Source organism: Shewanella sp. WE21, from assembly GCF_002966515.1.
Lineage (GTDB): Bacteria > Pseudomonadota > Gammaproteobacteria > Enterobacterales > Shewanellaceae > Shewanella > Shewanella oncorhynchi.
In genome coordinates, this window is record NZ_CP023019.1 from 2,886,610 (window position 1) to 2,904,794 (window position 18,185).

Consider the following 18,185-nt stretch of genomic DNA (forward strand, 5'->3'; position numbering starts at 1 on the left):
CTTATTTCAGATAGTCGACCAATTCATCAATAACTTCTAAACAGTTATCAGATAAAACTGCTAATTCTTGCTCGATTTCGAGCATGCTAGATTGTAGTGATAGCGCACCGTAAACCACGTATTTGTCATCAATTTTTGCAAAAGCTGACAAGGGCATTGGAATGTTGAGCTCTAGCATGGTTTCAAACATTTCACTGCGACGTTCTTGATTTACTTCGTTCTCGCCCCACAGGTAGCTGATGCAAAGTACTTGGTTGTCCGTTACCGATACAAATACCGGGATTTCTTCACGGCCGACCACATTCACTTGCAACACTTCGACTTCACCATCGATTGGATAACAATCAAATTGAAAGCCAGTTTGGCTGTTGTTGCCAAGACTGTTGAGGTGATTGGCAATGGTATGGATATTCATATTTGTCCTTATTGACATATTATGTCTGTGTTCAAAGATAGCACTGAGACATAATATGTCAAGTACTATCTCATCCTATTAAAAAAGATCCAGTCCTTGATTCTCGGACCAATCTTGCAAATGGTAGTGATACAGCTGCAATGAACCCAATTCATTGGGTTTTATGTTGGCGGCATCTTGATAAAAATTGGCTGGAAACTCAAAGGCGCCATCCACTAAACCTAAAGTGAGCCAATCATCTTCGATGGGCAACTCAGTTAACTTCGCTAATCTGTGTTGTGCATCGAGTCCGCCTAAGGTTGCAATACTCCAGCCCCATTCGCCAAAACTGGGCACATTATGATGGTACTGCTTGACGTCAAATCCCGCCAATGCCAAGGTTTTTGCTACCGAAATAAAGGCCTTAGGGGCATGGTAAGGCGATGTTGACTGTACAGTCAGAGCGCCATCACTGCTCATAAGTTCCTTTAATTTACGGTAGAAATAGTCCGAATACAGCTTATTAAGATCGGGATGGCTCGGATCAGGCAAGTCTACGATAATCGCATCGTATTTCACGCCTGTGGCAATCAGTTTATCGACACCATTAAATGCATCGTCGTTGATCACTGTGACACGGGGATCATTCAGTGCGTTGCCATTGAGCGCCAACATAGCGCGACTGAGACTATCGGGCATATCTGTATCGGGCGATTTAAATAATTGCACTAGGCCCACATCGAGATCGAGCAGCGTGACTTGTTCTGGTTCCCAGCGCAGTACTTGTTTGAGACCGAGTCCATCACCGCCGCCAATGATCAGCACTTTGTTGTGACGGGCACTGGCCGCGAGCGTAGGATGAACGAGAAACGTATGGTAGATGTGCTCGTCTATGCTAGAAAATTGTAAGCGACCATTGATGTATAAAGCATAAACGGGCGGCAGACCGTTACCGCGCAACCGCTCGGTGAAGGTCAGCTGTTGGAAACGTGTCGCCTTGGCGTAAACCACTTTGTCTTTATAGAGCAAATTATTGAATTCTTGCTCCCAGCGTGGGCCGTGGATTGCTAATACGAGTAAGACACCAGTCACGATAAAATGCCCACTCAAAAGCAGTTTAGGGCGGCGGATTTTAGGCCAGAATCGCCAGATAAACACAAAACCTGCCAATAGATTGAAACTGGCGGTTAAGGCGGCGGCGAGTTGGATATCGATGGCGAGCATAAAGCCAACCCAAATGGCGGCACCTATGCCTGCGCCTATGTAATCAGCTCCGTAAATGGTGCCCGCGTTATGCAGTAAATGCTCGTCGGAAAGGGATTGGCGAACCCTAGCAATCAGCGGGATTTCCATACCAATCATCAGGCCCAATAACACACCCCACACATAGGGTAAGTATTCGCTGAGTTTTTGCAGCGAGCCTATCATGCCACCTTCGGGCAGTTGATCTGGCGGTAAACCTAAGGTGTTAGCAATGATCAATGGTAGTTGTTGACCAAAACCAATCACCGCTGCTGTGATTAAAATGGCGAGTGAGCCACAGAGTGCAACTGTGAGTTCTAAGATCACAAAACCGGTAAAGGCATCACGGATCTTACGGGCGGCGAAGGCACCTAGCCCCATGGAGACAATCATTAAGCCTATCATGGTGTAAATGGCGGCTTCTAATGCGCCTAAAATGCGGCCCGCATAGTGGGATAAAAGATATTCGTAGATCAGGCCGCAACCTGCTAATACGGCCATAATGCCCAGTAAGAGAACATCGTCGAACCAACCTAGGCGGCTAGGTTTAGCCGCCGAGGGAGTTAAGCTAATTTCTTGCATTCGATTAAGCCATCAGTGCCGTAAGAATAAGTGCGATAGCGATACTGATCGCCATTTCTACTGCGGCGATACCGATATTGTGTTGTCTTTCCACTTCATCGGCTAAATCGATACGGGCCAATACCAGTTTCTTCACGACGAACAGCAGTAAGGAGAGCGCGATCAGCATAATGACTGAGAACACTAACCAACCGATCACGTTAGTCACATAAGCCGTTGGATTATAAATCATAAAGTGACTAGCGGCATTAAAGCTCAGTGCCATAGCAATCATATAACCCGCATGGCGTAGCGCTAACGCTGTATGACCTTGGGCTAAGGCTTGCTGCATAGATGAGTCTTGGTTGCGGCTTGCGAAACGGTTTTCACGCCAGCGCGTGAGTAGCACTAACATCAACTGCGAAATCGCAAAGGCGCTGAAGATGGCAATGAAGGTATCGACCGTTAAATCTTCTGCCCACAGCAAGACGGAGCGAATGATAATGGCGGTAGCAATAGCAACGCTGGCATCGACGATAGCGACGGACACATTACCTTTGATGATTTGCTCGTTCTTATCAAACTCATTTAGCGCTATTTTATCGTGGAGAAAACGGCCGAGTTTAATCAGTACTAAACCGAATAAACCATAGCAGCTCATGCCAATCGCTTCGGTAAGATAAGAGTGTGCCGCAGCGCCTGTGATAGCGCCTGTAAGCACTATACCTAGGGCGGCAACTGCGCCAGCGGTACTTATGCCAAAGGCAAAGTTATCCCGCTCTGCCAGCTCCTTACTGCTATTGACCTTTACACTCCAACCTTGCAAATAACGCATTAGCGTTAGCAAAATCACGGCTATGGTGAGATCGATAGCCAGAATGATGGCTAGCTCTGGTGTGATACCGAAATCCTGAAATAATGTCATTGGAAATCCTTAGTTACTTGCCCCGGCGCACACTGCGGGTCGTGCGATTGCTGGAATTGCGGAAACTGCTGTCTTTAGCATAGTTAGATCGAAACTTACTGTTCGAACTCTTGCTCGCACTTGTCGTGCTGGCCTTAGGTGCGCTGGTACTTTCACGGGATAACGCCGTGCCACCAGTTCGCGGTTTAGCATAAGGGCTGTCAAAGCGCTTGCCTTGTGAGTCGAAACGTTTTTTCGTTTGTTCGAAGGTCTTATTTTGCGCATCCGCTTGTTTGGGTGAGGTATAGCGATAACGACCTACGTCATTGTAATAGCTATAACCTCGGTTACCCGACCAACGATCGTAGGAAACTGGGCGATTGAAGACATTCGAAAACATCGAATACATGCCATACCAAGCCCAAAACGAAGTGCCGCTCGAGTCGGTTTGCCAGTTACCGTAAGAGGGATTGCCGACCAGTTGACTACCAGGGCCGAAATCTTCACCGCCATTGGCTAATGTTGCGGCCTCACGGCTAATCGCATTTACGCGAGCCAGTTTGCCGTCGGACATATCGGCGACCACGTTGACGGGATCAGACAACATATCGTTAAACAGACTGGGATCTGCGGCTTGATAAAGATTTTCTGCTTCGGCCAGCTGTTGATCGAGATCAGCAAAGTTACTCGCCACTTTCGATTCATCTAAACGACGTTTTAGCGAGGTATACATGGGACCTTGGGTACCAGAATCCTTTGCTAATTCATCGAGTAAGGGTGCTAAATCGGGTTTCTGTTGCTTTAGCAGTGTCGTGTATTGCTTTAAGAGATTAGCGTTACGCAACTGGCCGTCATCGATCATCGTCGTGAGCGTAGCGAGACGTTGCTGTGTGAGTTGTTGATACTTCGCGATTTTATCCGGTCTGTCATCGCCACAACCCGTCAGCGATAGCGAAACGGCTAAAAAAAGTATCGATGTGAGAACACGGGTTAGCATTCCTGCCATGTTTTCTCCAAAAGGTAATGAAATAAAACTCAAATACTTGCAGGCAATAATAATCCGCTTGCCCAATATGCCTGCCGCGCAGGTTATAGTACCCTTAAATGCCACAGATAAAAGTGTAAACCTTTATTTGTGTGTTACATCAGGTAGCTGCAAGTCTCGTCGAACATAACATGATGTGGCGTCAATCTATATCATTTACGACATAATATGTCGATAGCTAAATTTGTTAGGGATTATTATGACCATGCAAAAAGACAGTAATAAGTCATTGTCTATTCTTATTAATCAAACCGCTGAACGCAATTGGCTGCGATTAGAGGAAGCATGGTCCGAAGGACTTGCGCAATTAACGCCTGCTCAGCAGCAAGAACTCAAAACGGTTTTGGGACTCAGTGATTATGTGACGGCTCAACTATGCCGACATCCCGAGTGGATCGCTATGCTGTTTGCGGGCGAGTTAAGCCTGATTGATCGTAAAAACTTTGATGTTGATTTACATGAAGAACTGGCTAGCACGACCACTGAGGAGATGGCTAAAACCACCCTGCGACGGTTTCGTAACTATCAAATGGTGCGTTTAGCTTGGCGTGACTTTTTAGACTATGCCAGTTTAGAGGAATCCTTGCTTGATCTGTCGGCGCTCGCCGAAGCGTTAGTGATCTGCGCCCGCGATTGGCTCTATAAAGATATGTGCGCTCAATATGGCACGCCTATGGACAAAGAAGGGAATCCGCAACCGCTACTGATTTTAGGCATGGGTAAGTTAGGCGGCCGCGAGCTTAATTTCTCCTCCGATATCGATTTGATTTTCACGTTTCCTGAGCATGGCGAAACCGTCGGCGGTCGTCGCAGTTTAGATAATCAACAATTCTTTATCCGCATGGGGCAAAGGCTAGTGAACTTGCTCGATCAAGTCACAGTCGATGGTTTCGTGTTCCGCGTGGATATGCGTTTGCGCCCCTACGGTGAAAGTGGCCCCTTGGTGGTGAGTTTTAGTGGTCTTGAGGATTATTACCAAGAACAAGGGCGAGACTGGGAGCGTTATGCCATGGTCAAGGCGCGTGCGCTCGGGCCTTGGAACCATTTCTCCGATGAACTACACAGCCTCCTGAGACCCTTTGTGTATCGCCGTTATATCGACTTTTCGGCAATTGAATCCCTGCGGAAAATGAAGCAACTCATAGCGCAAGAAGTGCGGCGCCGTCATTTGACCGACAATATTAAACTCGGTGCAGGCGGTATTCGTGAGGTCGAGTTCGTGGTGCAAAGTTTTCAATTGATCCGTGGCGGCCGTGAGCCTGCGTTGCGTCAGCAGAGTTTATTCGGTGCTATCGATACGCTTTACAGCTTAGGGCAGTTTGAATATTTGGCGGTGGATGAGCTTAAACACAGTTATTTACTGCTGCGCCGGGTTGAGAATCTGCTGCAAGCCATTGACGATAAACAAACCCAAACCTTACCGAATAATCCACTGGATTGGGCGCGATTGTGCCATGTACTCGATATGGCCAATGAGGTTGATTTACGCACTCATATTGAAGCGGCAATGAGCAAAATCCATCGTCATTTTAAAGCCACTGTGGGTGGCGAAGAAGGCGAAGAAAAAGCCGAACATTGGACGGCGCAGCTGTGGAATATGCAAGACCTTGATGATGGCATTACGTTGTTGGCCGAACAGCAAATTGATGATGACAAGCTGTGCCCTATGCTTAGCAGCTGGCGCGAAACAGTGACTAAGCGTTCGATTGGACCACGCGGGCGAGAAACCTTAGATAAATTAATGCCAAGATTATTGGAAGAATTGATTCATCAACAGAGTCCATCGTCAGCTTTTGAGCCCGTGTCTAAGGTGCTGGAGCAAATTTTAACTCGCACCACTTACCTTGAGCTTTTGTGTGAAAACCCAGGTGCGCGGCAGCAGTTAGTGAGCTTGTGTTGCGCCAGTCCTTGGATTGCCGCGCAGTTGGCTAAATTTCCCATGTTGCTTGATGAGCTTATCGATCCGTCGCAGCTCTATGACACGACCTCCATCGACGATTATCCGAGCGAGCTGCGTCAGTACATGATGCGCGTGCCCGAGGATGATATGGAGCAGCAGATGGAAGCGCTGCGACAATTTAAGCTTTCACAACAACTTAAAATCGCCGCCGCCGATGTCACGGGTGTTTTACCCGTGATGCAAGTGAGCGATCACTTAACTTTTTTAGCCGAAGCTATTATCGAACAAGTGGTGATGCAGGCGTGGCAACAGGTTTCAGTGCGCCATGGGGTGCCCGCTCACCTTGAGGGTAGTGACACAGGCTTTGCCGTTGTCGGTTATGGCAAGCTCGGCGGGATTGAATTGGGTTACGGCTCCGATCTCGATTTAGTTTTCTTGTGTGAAAATAAAACAGAAAACGGCCTGACCAATGGTGATCGCCCGATTGAAGTTGGTCATTTTTACCTCAAACTTGCCCAGCGCATTCTGCATTTATTCTCGACTCGCACCACTTCGGGGGAGTTGTATGAAGTGGATATGCGCCTGCGTCCTTCTGGCGCCTCGGGTTTGATGGTCAGTGAGATTGAGCGTTTTGGCGAATACCAAGCTAATGAGGCGTGGACTTGGGAACATCAAGCTTTAGTTCGCTCGCGTTTTGTTTTTGGTGACAATAGCTTAGCGGTTAAATTCAGCCATATTCGCGCTTCAGTATTGGAAAAGCCCCGTGATAAAGCTGAGCTGCAAAAAGCGGTGCGTGAGATGCGTCAGAAGATGCGTGATCACTTGCTTAAAGTCAGTGATGGCATGTTTGATTTAAAGCAGAGTCTAGGCGGGATTGCCGATATTGAGTTTATTGCCCAGTACTTAGTGCTGGCTAATGCTCACGAGTATCCAGAGCTAACGATTTGGTCTGACAATGTGCGGATTTTTGGTGTCTTAGCTGAGCTTGAACTTTTGCCAATGATGAGTGCCCAGCATTTAACTCAGACATATTGCTTACTACGGGATGAAAATCATCGACTGACTCTGCAACAAAAGGCGGGGCAGTTACCAGTGTCAGAGGTAGAAGACCATGCTGAGCGGGTGTTAAACATTTATCGTGCTGTGCTCGAATAGTGCAGTCATCTATACAGTCATTTAAAGGGAGTAAGGCTGAAACGAATATCAGCCTTAATACCGCAAGAATGCCCAATTTAGGCTAGAGTTTAATGAGAGCAGTTAGCAGAGAGCACCATGCAATTACCTACTATCCCTGAAAACGAGCTGCAACGTTTGGCCACGTTACGCGCACTCAATGTGCTCGACACCGATGCCGAAGAACGTTTCGATCGTATCACTCGGCTCACGCGCAGAATTTTCTCTTTGCCGATTTGTGTTGTGACCTTAGTGGATGCCGAGCGGCAGTGGTTTAAATCTCGTCAAGGACTAGAGGTGACTGAAACACCAAGGGAAATTTCATTTTGTGGCCATGCGATCAATCATGACGGCATTTTTATCGTAAACGACGCCCTCAAAGATCCGCGCTTTAGTGACAATCCACTGGTGACCGAGCAGCCGCATATTCGCTTCTACGCTGGCTATCCCTTAACCATTCATAGGCAATATCGGGTAGGGACCTTGTGTTTAATCGGCACTGAACCGCGAGAGTTTACGGCTGAAGATATTGAAACCTTGACGGATTTAGGCGAAATGGTGGAGGCGGAATTACTCTCTATCGCGCAAAACACCTTAGATCCTTTGACCACGATTTCGAATCGGCGTGGATTTGAGTTACTGGCCCATCAGGCGCTGGCGAGTTGTCGACGTACCGAATCTGAGGCGGCCTTACTCTTCTTCGATCTCGATTTCTTTAAGGAAGTGAATGACAACTTTGGTCACCTCAAGGGCGACCAAGTGTTATACGATTTTGCCCATATCTTGATGACCGCTTTTAGGGAGTCGGATGTGATTGCAAGGCTTGGCGGTGATGAGTTTGTGGTGCTATTAAGTTTTGTGCATAGAGATACAGTCGATCGAGTGATTGAGCGTTTTAAGCAATTACTTGAGCAATATAATCAACAGCATCCTAAGCAACATAGCTTAGCGACGAGTATTGGTATCGCCCATTGGACGCCAGATTCTGATGTGAGCTTAGAGGATCTGTTAGATTCCGCCGATAAAGCCATGTATCAGGATAAAGCCACACATCACAGTGATGCATCTTAAATTGTTTACGCTTATGCCAATGAAAAGGGAGACAATAATGCCTCCCTTTTCATTGGACTTTATTCGGCGAAGAAGTACTAAGCTGTAATGAGCGTTACCCAATGTTGATATAAGGGTAAGCCAATTAACACGTTAACCGGAAACGTAATGCCGAGTGAGGCCAGCATAGCCAGCCCTATATTGGCTTCGGGGATTGCGGCACGAATGGCCGCTGGCGCTGCGATATAAGATGCGCTGGCACTTAATGCCGCTAACACTAAAATGCTGCCTGAAGGTAAGTCCAGCCAAACACCTACACCAATACCACACCAAGCCAATACAAAGGGCGCTACGGCGGCAAACATTAATAACCGCCATTGTTTAAGTGGTAGCGGCAAACACACTTTGGCCGTTACTAAGCCCATTTCCAGTAAAAATAATGCCAGTAAGGTTTTGAATCCGCCTAGTAGCACAGGTGTAAGCGGCGCAAGTCCCGTTGGGCCGTAAAGCCAACCTATCACCACACCGCCAAGGAGTAATACAACGCCACGACTGGTTAAGGCTTCGTGCAACACGCTTGATTGATTTTCATTTTTGGGTGATGTTTCAATTGCTTTTTTGGCACTTAAGTATCTGTGTAACCAGAGCATTACGACAATAGCAGGTAGTTCCAGCAGCACGAGATATAGGGTCGTTTCTGGCCTTAAGATCAGCCCAGATTTTTCAACCATAGCCATCACCACCGCAAAGGTTCCCGCACTGACGGAGCCGTAATGGGCGGCAATACTAATGGCATCGGTATGGCCAATGCGAACCAGCCGGGTTAGTACAGGGTATAAGGCCAAGGGGATAATCAAACCTAAGGCAACAACCGCTAACAGCTCAGTGAACACTAAGTTTTGAGTGTGACCGTGGAGCGCCATTCCGCCCTTTAAACCTAAGGTAAGCATTAACAGTATGGATAGGGTTTCGTAGATCGCGGGTGGGACTTTAAGATCTGATTTCACTAGGCCAGCTAACAGGCCTAAGGCGAAAAAGGCAATGACAATATCGGGCATAGGTATCTCATTAAGTTTGACTTTTAAGCGGTGCAAAACGCGCTTGTTTGTCGAGTGATCCTGATGGCTGGTGATTTTGGACCTAATTAGTTATATTGAAAAATAAATTGTTTACCACCTAGGTATAGATAATTGTCTATGGATAAGCGTTCGTCATCGACTCAGCTTAAATTGCGGCATTTGAGTTTTCGGTTACTGCAGGTGTATGTGCAAGTGGTGCGGTTAGGTAATATTTCCGCAGCGGCGAGGGCATTGCATTTAACTCAACCCACAGTGTCATTACAGCTTAAAAAACTGGCCGATGTGTTGGGCGAGCCATTACTCGAGAGTCGTGATGGCCGCATGTTACCGACCTTGATTGGTAATGAGTTGTACCGCGCAGCTTGCGATACCTTGAGTCGTTTTGAGGATTTTGATGCTTTTATGCAGCAGGCTAAAGGTGGCAGTGTCGGTCACATCAATATCGGTATTGTCACTACCGCCAAATACGTGTTACCACGGATTTTAGGGGCATTTTATCGGCAGTTTCCACAGGTTAAAGTGACCTTAAACATTGGTAACCGTGCCCATGTATTAGGTCGATTTGAACGTCAAGAAGATGATTTATACCTGTTCAGTCATCCTCCAAGTGGCGATAACGTGTTATCTGCACGCATCATTAAAAATCCGCTGCAACTGATTGCACCAAAGGAGCATTGGGCTGTGGGTCGTGAGCAAGTGAATTTTAACGAGCTTAAGAATGAGCGTTTTATCGTGCGCGAACCGGGGTCAGCCACCCGCTTAATGTTCGAGTCTTGGTGCAGCGGACAAGGCATCACGCTCGGTGACACTATGCAAATCGAGAGTAATGAGGCGATACGCTTGAGTGTCGCGTCGGGCTTAGGTTTGTCCGTAATTTCGGCGCATACCTTGCAAGAAGGGCGCGAAAAACCTGCAATTCTAACTGTTACGGGGTTTCCGCTCGAAAGTAACTGGTATCTAGTTGGCCGTAAAGATCGCCGTTTACCCTATGCCGCCATGCAACTGGTGGACTTTATGGCGGCGCATTTGGTCGAGTGTATCGAGCCAGAATGGGTTGCCACTGATATCAGTGAACTGGCTATGCACTTTAATCATGCACCGCAAGCTCGGTCCTAGCACTCTTGAGTCTTGCTTGTATTATGCTAGATCATAGCGTTATGCATTGAGGGTAACGGTTGAACACATCTTGCGCCATTACCCTCAGATTCCATTATAAAGCGATACTCTAGACTTTAAATCGCGTCAGTAGATTGTTCAGTTCAACGGCGAGCCTTGAGAGTTCATGTGCCGAGGCACTGGTTTGCTGTGCCCCCGCAGCACTTTGGCTGGCAAGATCACTAATATTCACAATGTTTTTATCGACCTCGCGTGCGACTTTCGCTTGCTCTTCGGCGGCGCTTGCGATGACCATGTTGCTGTTATTCATAGTACTGATTTGGCGATTAATCGTGTTTAATGCATCCCCTGCCAATCTTGCGACTGAGAGTGCCTGTTCAGCCTTTTGGCCGCTGTGCTGCATTGATTGCACAGCCGTTTCGGTGCCGTGCTGGATTTTGTTAATCATGTCTTCAATTTCACGGGTCGAGGACTGAGTGCGATGGGCTAGGGCACGAACTTCATCAGCAACAACTGCAAAACCACGGCCTGTATCGCCCGCTCGCGCCGCTTCAATGGCTGCGTTTAAGGCCAGTAAATTCGTTTGCTCAGCAATGGCGCGGATCACATCGAGAACTTTACCTATATCCCTCGCTTGAATCGCTAAGGTTTGAACAACCTGTGAACTTTGCGTTACATCCTGATTCATGTCGATAATGGCTGCGACAGTCTGATCTACCTGTTTTTTACCTAATTCGGTACTGCGGGCGGTTTCTTCAGAGGCTTCTGAAGCGAGCACCGCCGTATTGGCAACTTCATCTACTGCCGAACTCATTTCGGTAATCGCAGTTGCCGCTTGCTGTATTTCATCATTTTGTTGCTGTATGCCGCGGGAAGCATCTTCAGTGACTGAATTGAGTTCTTCGGCGGCGGAGGCGAGCTGGCTAGAGGAGTTTGCTATATGGGATAAAGTGTCACGCAGGTTTTGCTGCATTTCAGCTAATGATTGCATCAGTTGACTGGTTTCATCTTTACCCACTGTGCTGATTTTCTGCGTTAAATCCCCCCTTGCGACTGCTACTGAAATGCCTACAGCTTCCTTCATTGGCTGCACGATACTGCGAGTTAAAAATATTGCCACCATAAATGCAGCGATTAAGGAGCCCACTATCATAATGCTGTTTAGCCATTTACTCTCGTCGTAGGCTTGTGCAGTTATTTGACCTTGTTCCTTTGCATATTCAGTATTCAAGCTGCCAATGCTAATGAGCGTCTTTGTCATTTTTTCGGCTTGCACTATCATGACATCATCCATGATCCGTTTAGCTTCGGCTGCATCATTCGCCTGTAGCTTGCTGATCATCTCATCTTGATGCTTTAAATACAGATCAAGGCTGCCACTAAATTCTTGATAGAGCTCCTGCTCACCTGGCAGGCTAATTAAAGGCTCATAGTTTTTTTGATCCGTTTTAATACTCTGGCGGATTTGCCTTAATGTATCGAGTCCTTTGTTAAGTTCAGCAGTCGAATTTGCTAATAACAGGCGAAATGTAAACACCCTAGCGCGCATCACATTGAGGTTGATGCTCGACAGACTGACCAGCGTAGGTAGGGTATTATCTTCAATTTCTTCTGCAGTGGATCGCATGGATGACATTGTCTGTAATGACATGATTCCTTGAAGTAGCAACACAAGAGCAAGTAATCCAAACGCAGCAATTAATCGTGAGCCAATCTTAAATTGTCGTAACCACATAAGTTAATCGTCCCTGTATTTAAAAGAGTTCCGTTTAAGGCAGTTCTTAATATTTTCTAGCGAATATTTCGAACTAAGTGTCATGGCGCTTAGTCAGAATCATGAGTCTTTAGTTGGTTGCATAAACTATAGATTATATTTTTGAGCTTTTATGTTGCAGGTTGTAAATTTGATCGATTTAAACCTATAGGCTGTAAATTAGAACAATTGAAACTAAGTTACACCGTACCTTAAAACTCAAGGTTAGCAACAGCTAGAAGCAAATTGAACGTAATGAGTCATTTAGTTGTGTGGATTGAATCGATTATGGCAGATGGGTTTTCTATTTTATGTATTTGATTTTTAATTATTATAATGTTTTTGCTGTACTAGTTTGTCTATGATTGCAGATTTTCAATTTAGGTACTTATTCATCTTTCTAGGCTTGTATCTGCAAATAGCGTATTTGACTTGTTATATTCTGAATGCATGAATTATCTTGTCACTAATTGTTCCTCGAATTTTTATCGTGATGGCTAACTTCTCGCTTATCAATATTAGGCTTTTGGTCTAACTCAACAGAGCGATAAATCGCTAATGTTTTACGGTCATTTACTTCGACTCATTTCTATTAATCGACTGTAGGTGCGGCGGAATTCAAAACTGAGTGCGCCACCTTGATAAAGTTCGCTCAGTGGCACGTCGCAGCTGAGATATAAGCTGACATTTTGATCATATAACTCATCAATTAAGCTGATAAAACGCCGTGCTGGGTCGTCGTTGGCCGCATAGGAGAGTTTGCGCTCGCCCGTGGCTGCGGCTTGGTTATCACCTGTACCGTCCTCTGTGCCGCGGGCACGGATCCAGCCTTTTATTTCGCCGCCTAATTTGGGAACGCCGCTTACCATTAAGATCTTAAATCGGCTGGCTATTTCGATATAATCGAGTTGAGATCTCGGGCCGTCACACAGGACATAAAAATCGAACCAAGCGACTGAGTTGCCTGTTGGTGCTATAGCGGCGCGGATCACTGGAATTTCACGGTTGCAGATGGTGAGGCTAGCATTACTCATTCTGCTATCACTAATGGCAGTAGCGCTTATATAGGGTGTATTTGGCGTTAACCCATTCACTAGCTTGTCAAAAATCTGCTCAAAATCGAGTGTTCCGGTAATGCCGATATTGCGGGAAATCGAGGCGTTAACTTCAGCGCTATCAATGCCAATCTCGTTGTTTAATGAAGCATTGATGGCGTGCATCCTATGGTCTTGGTTGCCATTGAGATGCAGCATTTGAGTGTGTGTTTGCAGCAGTTGGATGCAAGGTAAAAATCTGTGTCTAGCTAGGCCGTTCTCATATAAGCGCTCAATAGGAATATTTGAGGTGGCGACCAGTACCACACCTTGTTTGAATAGGCATTCAAAGAGCCCTGCGAGTATCATGGCATCGCCAATGTCCGAGACAAAAAACTCATCGAAACACAGCACCTTGCACTCTTTTGCGAGATTTTTAGCTATGAGAGTTAACGGATCTCGTTTACCCGAATGTTCGCGTAATGCTTGGTGAATCCGCGCCATAAATCGGTGAAAATGCAGTCTTAACTTGCCTTCACTCGGCAAACAATCGAAAAACAAATCCATCAGAAACGTTTTGCCCCGACCCACATCGCCCCACAGATACAGACCTTTGATTGCTTGTTTGTTGATAAGGGAAAACTGTGCTGAATGTGGCTGTAGCATCAACTGCTTAAATAGCACATCGAGCGCCAACACCGCCTGTTGCTGCGCGGGATCGTCAATGAGATCTATGCTCACCTTGGCGCGATACGCTTCAAGTGGTGTCACGATTGGGGTTATCGATTGCGAGCTAGCGGAGTTTGAATGTGCCATGTCGGGGTCTCGTTGGCGGTTTGTTTTCGGTGTTTGCTGCTAGTGTGTTCTTTAGCTTTGTTTTAGTGCGATATCAGCACTCACCTTTTTGAGGCATCCTGTTACTCATATTCAGGTACTCGGGAGCCATATGGCAAGATGCGCAGGGTAACATAGTCGCTGACGTGACTTAAGTCCCGCTCTGGGGCTTAGGTCAAATACTAAGCGAAACCAGTGCTTTATTCTCGAGGACTTTTACCATAACATCTTTGTCACAAAAATAATGATATGGAATGAATCCTATGGCGAGTAAGGGCAATGGCATTACGGTTATCAGTGCGCAAACCTTGATTGAGGGCGACATTCAGTTAGAGAGCGCGGCATTCATTGCGGGTAAATTGCAGGGCAAGATTAGATCAGCAGGACAAATTAAGATCGAACTTGGCGGCGAGATCTCTGGTGAAGTCAGTTGTCATGAGCTGCGGGTTTGTGGCGTATTTCGCGGAAGAGTCTGTTGTAATAAGTTGATTATTACCAGTTCTGGTGTGGTTGACGGTGAAGTCGCCAGTCATCAGATGGAGATTTACGAAGGTGGGCAGTTTATTGGTCAGCGTATTAAAGGTCCTGAACTCGATGCCTTGCCGGACATGCTACAAGCACTCGCGCCAATAGCTCAACGCTCGGATGCGCATTTATATGCCAGTGAAAGCACTTTACTAAGAGGTGATCATCTGGCGATTCGCCCTTGGCTGTATGTTGCAGTGGCAACTGTCGTCATAGCGTTAGGTTTTAGTTTTGGACCCGAGCAATTGCGTGAGTGGTTACCGAATCTTAGTGACAGCACGTTGAAAACTGAGGTGTCTCCGGCAATCGAGGGGCTTAAGGCAGTAAATGGTATGGCTCCTGATCAACCTGCTACGCTAAATAGCGCGAATGCCGACAATATGGCGGTATTACCGGCAACTGATCCTGATCCGCAGGCTATGCAGCAGGATTCGGCGATGGAAGATTTGCAACAAATGGAACAAGGCCATGAACAGATGACGCACGGTGATAATGGCGCACCGCCAGCCAGCGACAGTGCGACCAATAAGCTCTAATCTGTCGATCGCGCATTTGAATCTTTTAGAAGGATTATTTGGCTTTAGTTGTCAGTTAGGCCAACCTTGACCCTTTCAAACTGCCACTCTGGTAGCTTGGTTTTTAAGTCAGGAAGAATTCGATCAACATCGCCCCGCAAGATAATCAATGGCTCACCGCTAAACGCCGCGTTTGCTAGCTGTTGTAGCCTCTCAGGCGTCAGAGCCTGCAACTCTGTATTTAGCTGCTGCACTTCAATTTGAGTTAACCCTATGGCGACTTGGTGGATATATTGGTTTTCACGTTGAATGCTGTTGTCTTGGCTGAGCAAATCTTCACCGATCAAATAGGTTTTAAGTGCATCGATTTCACCTTGGCTAGCACCTTGCGTCTTAACGAGTGTTAGGTGATCTACTATCCCCACCACAAACGCGCCCGTATGTTCTATGGCTGTACTGCCATAAAACTTGATGCTGCTGGAGAGCGGTGCATTGGCGCACTGGCCGTAGATGCCATAGGTGAGGCCGCGTTTTTCCCGTAAATCATAGTAGAGTCTGCCCGAAAAACTGCGGCCCATGAGTGCGGATAAACTGCGACAGCTTAAGGCGACTTCCTGTGGGTTCAGTTGCTGCTGAGTTGATGCATCACTTAGGACATGATCTATGGCATAACCTAGGCGGACTTGGGTTTGCACGCTGCCCGGCGCATCAATAAGGTAAATCCTCTTGATTTGCTGAGGCTTTACTGTCTCTGCTTTATCCGCTTTCCACACTGAATTAGGCAATATTGGCCACAGTTTAAGGCTAGCTTGAAGGTCAAATTTAGCGTTATTTGCCAAAGAGTTGGGTAGAAAAAGATGCCACTGTGCTTGTGTTACCGCCTGCTGTTGGATTTGTTGCAGTTGCCTTAGGCTGAGCGAATCGAACAATGCATTATTATTGATCACTCTATTGTAGGGATGTTCAGGGCCGAGCAGTTTATCGCGCCACACTTTATCTATCTCGGCGCCACTAAAGGCGTTTAAGTGTTTATTGAGCTTGAGTTGACGGCGAATATTGTCGACATCGACGGGGGCGGTTGTCGCATCAACAAAGGCATCTGGCTGCCAAAATTGCAGTAGTAAGCCGTAGATATGGTTAACATCGTCGGGGCAAGTGAGGCTTAAATTAATGCTGTGCAAGCTGACACGCATATTGAAAGTCTCAAGACAGGGATCTGCGCGGCTAATGGCAAGTGCGCGGGCCTTTTCTTGAAAGGCAATCTGTAAAATATCAGGATTATTGAAGGGAACTTGCGGGCTCACAGCCGCTAAACTGACCCTGTTGCTCACACTGCTATTCATTTGAAGTGAGGCAAGGCGATGTAATTGATAGGGTAAATCCAATTCGGTATGGACTTCATCGGTAAAAATTTCATCCGTTACGGGGATAATGACGCCGCTTTTGGGTAAATGATTGTTCAAAGGGCTAGGCAAAGAATGGGCTAAAGAGTTTGGCGTTTCAAAATGGGCCAAACTCGGCGGTTCGCTCGGCGTGAAGACGATTTGCGTCTGCTGGCAGGCGTTTAGTGATAAAGCCACAGCGCAGAACATTAAGCCTTGTAGCTGCTTTGACATTGTCTGAGTCGTCATAATACCGCATCCTCTAAACTGTCACTCATATCGTTAGGCAGCCATTCCAGTAGCGTTTTACCCCAGCGAATATACCAAGGTGGCAGTAGGTCGACTCGGACATAATCTTGGTTAAAATACCGTTTTGCGACGCTTTGGATATCGTCGGCCGTGACTGCGTTGATCCGTTGCCACTGCGCAGTGAAGGGATGGTCTTTATCTTGAGCCGACGTTGCGGAAAGCTTGATGGCTAAGGCCTGTGTGTCATCCAGTTGTTGTAATTGATTGTTTAACCACACTTGTTTAAGTGTGCAAAGACTTGCTTCATCCAGAGCATCTTGCTGCGTTTGTGCCACAAGTCCCAACACTTTTTGCACTAAGGCATCGAGTGAGGTCCGTGCCCGTGGAACCAGGACGATATTCGCTATGCCATGATTTTCTAACTCAAAGGGCAGGGAGTAGCTGAGCATTTGTTCGGGATTATGCAGACTGAGTTTAGCAAGTGCACTGGTGGTGTTTTGAAATAAATAGCCTTCTAGCAGCCGAATTGCCGCAGCATCTGGGTGATCTTTACCTACTGTATGCCAAGCGAGCAGTAATCCGGGCCAAGGTCCGCGCTCATCCACTAACTCAGCATGTACTTGTTTAGGCTGGATTGTTAACTCAGAAAATTCAGGTTCAGCAATCGTTGGCCTAGACCAAGCCGCAAAATTTTGCTCAATCCATTGTCGGGTTTGTGGGCTCAGTTTGCCGACAAGGGAAAGCTGCATCGCATCGGGACGATAATAAGCACGGTGAAAGGCAGTTAGGTTTTCTGGCGTGGCTTGCAAGATATCTTCGCGACTGCCAATAATACCGTGACCGTAGGGAGTGCCTTTTACTTGCTCGAGTAAAAACGCCATCGCGCTGCGGATATAGGGCTGATTATCTATGGTTTGTGCCATTTCCTGCAGTACGGTTTCCTGCTGATTTTTAACCGTAGTGGCATTAAGGCTAGGGCGGATAAAGCGATCGGCTTCGAGATATAAGCCCAGTTCTAATGCTTGGTTTGGCAGCGTCACATAGTAGTTGGTGTAGTCAAAATGCGTGCTGGCATTAAAACGTGCACCTAAAGCACTGAACTGCTGAGCATAGGTATCGCCGGGGGCATTTTCACTCCCTTTAAACAACATGTGCTCAAACAGATGGGCGTAACCGCTCTGACCTTGGGCTTCGTTGCGGGCGCCTAAATTAAATTGGCTGGCGACTGTGACTGTCTGTTTATTTGCCATGGGCAGTAATCGCACTGTTAGGCCATTTTGTAGTGTATAGGTCTCTATATTCGCTTCGAGCGCATATAAGGCTTGTGCATCTTGCTCGGCGTGGCATTGGGCCTGTAGCGTATGACTGAAAACACTGGCCGAAAGGGCGATAAAAAAGGTGATTTGAGTGTTCATAAGTGCGTCCTGCC

General features: G+C 46.9%; 13 protein-coding genes. 4 read left to right on the forward strand and 9 right to left on the reverse strand.

Annotated elements, in window-relative coordinates:
* Nucleotide 1: 1 nt before the first annotated feature.
* The 4 genes from CKQ84_RS12610 to CKQ84_RS12625 all read right to left on the reverse strand — a co-directional run bounded on the left by CKQ84_RS12610 (nt 2) and on the right by CKQ84_RS12625 (nt 4,107).
* Nucleotides 2-415 carry a YjfI family protein gene (locus CKQ84_RS12610; RefSeq protein ID WP_105251554.1) on the reverse strand — a complete coding sequence of 138 codons (414 nt, stop codon included), beginning with the start codon at nt 413-415 and terminating at the stop codon, nt 2-4.
* A gap of 78 nt (nt 416-493) precedes the next feature.
* Nucleotides 494-2,218: a polyamine aminopropyltransferase gene (locus tag CKQ84_RS12615; RefSeq protein WP_105251555.1), complete on the reverse strand. Its 1,725-nt coding sequence runs from the start codon at nt 2,216-2,218 to the stop codon at nt 494-496.
* A gap of 4 nt (nt 2,219-2,222) precedes the next feature.
* Nucleotides 2,223-3,122 carry a DUF350 domain-containing protein gene (locus CKQ84_RS12620; protein ID WP_105251556.1) on the reverse strand — a complete coding sequence of 300 codons (900 nt, stop codon included), beginning with the start codon at nt 3,120-3,122 and terminating at the stop codon, nt 2,223-2,225.
* A gap of 13 nt (nt 3,123-3,135) precedes the next feature.
* Nucleotides 3,136-4,107 (reverse strand): hypothetical protein, encoded by a 972-nt coding sequence (locus CKQ84_RS12625; protein ID WP_105251557.1) that lies wholly within the window; start codon nt 4,105-4,107, stop codon nt 3,136-3,138.
* A gap of 238 nt (nt 4,108-4,345) precedes the next feature.
* On the opposite strand from CKQ84_RS12625, the gene glnE reads away from it, so the two are divergent.
* Both glnE and CKQ84_RS12635 read left to right on the forward strand, forming a co-directional pair.
* Nucleotides 4,346-7,201 (forward strand): bifunctional [glutamate--ammonia ligase]-adenylyl-L-tyrosine phosphorylase/[glutamate--ammonia-ligase] adenylyltransferase, encoded by a 2,856-nt coding sequence (gene glnE / locus CKQ84_RS12630; protein ID WP_105251558.1) that lies wholly within the window; start codon nt 4,346-4,348, stop codon nt 7,199-7,201.
* Nucleotides 7,202-7,318: 117 nt separating this feature from the next.
* A complete protein-coding gene (locus tag CKQ84_RS12635) occupies nt 7,319-8,290 on the forward strand; it encodes a diguanylate cyclase (RefSeq protein WP_105251559.1) in 972 nt (323 codons plus the stop codon).
* Nucleotides 8,291-8,367: 77 nt separating this feature from the next.
* Here the strand turns inward: CKQ84_RS12635 and CKQ84_RS12640 are convergent, their stop codons facing one another.
* Nucleotides 8,368-9,327 (reverse strand): sodium-dependent bicarbonate transport family permease, encoded by a 960-nt coding sequence (locus CKQ84_RS12640; RefSeq protein ID WP_105251560.1) that lies wholly within the window; start codon nt 9,325-9,327, stop codon nt 8,368-8,370.
* Nucleotides 9,328-9,465: 138 nt separating this feature from the next.
* On the opposite strand from CKQ84_RS12640, the gene CKQ84_RS12645 reads away from it, so the two are divergent.
* Nucleotides 9,466-10,464, forward strand: coding sequence for a LysR family transcriptional regulator (locus tag CKQ84_RS12645; RefSeq protein WP_105251561.1), 999 nt, complete (start codon nt 9,466-9,468; stop codon nt 10,462-10,464).
* Between the two features lie 109 nt (nt 10,465-10,573).
* On the opposite strand, the gene CKQ84_RS12650 is transcribed toward CKQ84_RS12645, so the two are convergent.
* Both CKQ84_RS12650 and zapE read right to left on the reverse strand, forming a co-directional pair.
* Nucleotides 10,574-12,199 carry a methyl-accepting chemotaxis protein gene (locus CKQ84_RS12650; protein WP_105251562.1) on the reverse strand — a complete coding sequence of 542 codons (1,626 nt, stop codon included), beginning with the start codon at nt 12,197-12,199 and terminating at the stop codon, nt 10,574-10,576.
* Nucleotides 12,200-12,786: 587 nt separating this feature from the next.
* Entirely contained in the window at nt 12,787-14,067 is a 1,281-nt protein-coding gene (gene zapE, locus CKQ84_RS12655; RefSeq protein WP_105251563.1) for a cell division protein ZapE, read from the reverse strand.
* Nucleotides 14,068-14,348: 281 nt separating this feature from the next.
* On the opposite strand from zapE, the gene CKQ84_RS12660 reads away from it, so the two are divergent.
* The gene (locus CKQ84_RS12660) at nt 14,349-15,146 is read left to right on the forward strand and encodes a polymer-forming cytoskeletal protein (protein ID WP_105251564.1); all 798 of its coding nucleotides are present in this window, start codon (nt 14,349-14,351) and stop codon (nt 15,144-15,146) included.
* Nucleotides 15,147-15,190: 44 nt separating this feature from the next.
* Here CKQ84_RS12660 and CKQ84_RS12665 read toward each other — a convergent pair whose 3' ends face one another.
* Nucleotides 15,191-16,756, reverse strand: coding sequence for a pitrilysin family protein (locus tag CKQ84_RS12665; protein ID WP_105251565.1), 1,566 nt, complete (start codon nt 16,754-16,756; stop codon nt 15,191-15,193).
* Nucleotides 16,753-18,171 carry a pitrilysin family protein gene (locus CKQ84_RS12670; protein ID WP_105251566.1) on the reverse strand — a complete coding sequence of 473 codons (1,419 nt, stop codon included), beginning with the start codon at nt 18,169-18,171 and terminating at the stop codon, nt 16,753-16,755. The genes CKQ84_RS12665 and CKQ84_RS12670 overlap by 4 nt, the downstream gene beginning before the upstream one ends.
* Nucleotides 18,172-18,185: the final 14 nt, after the last annotated feature.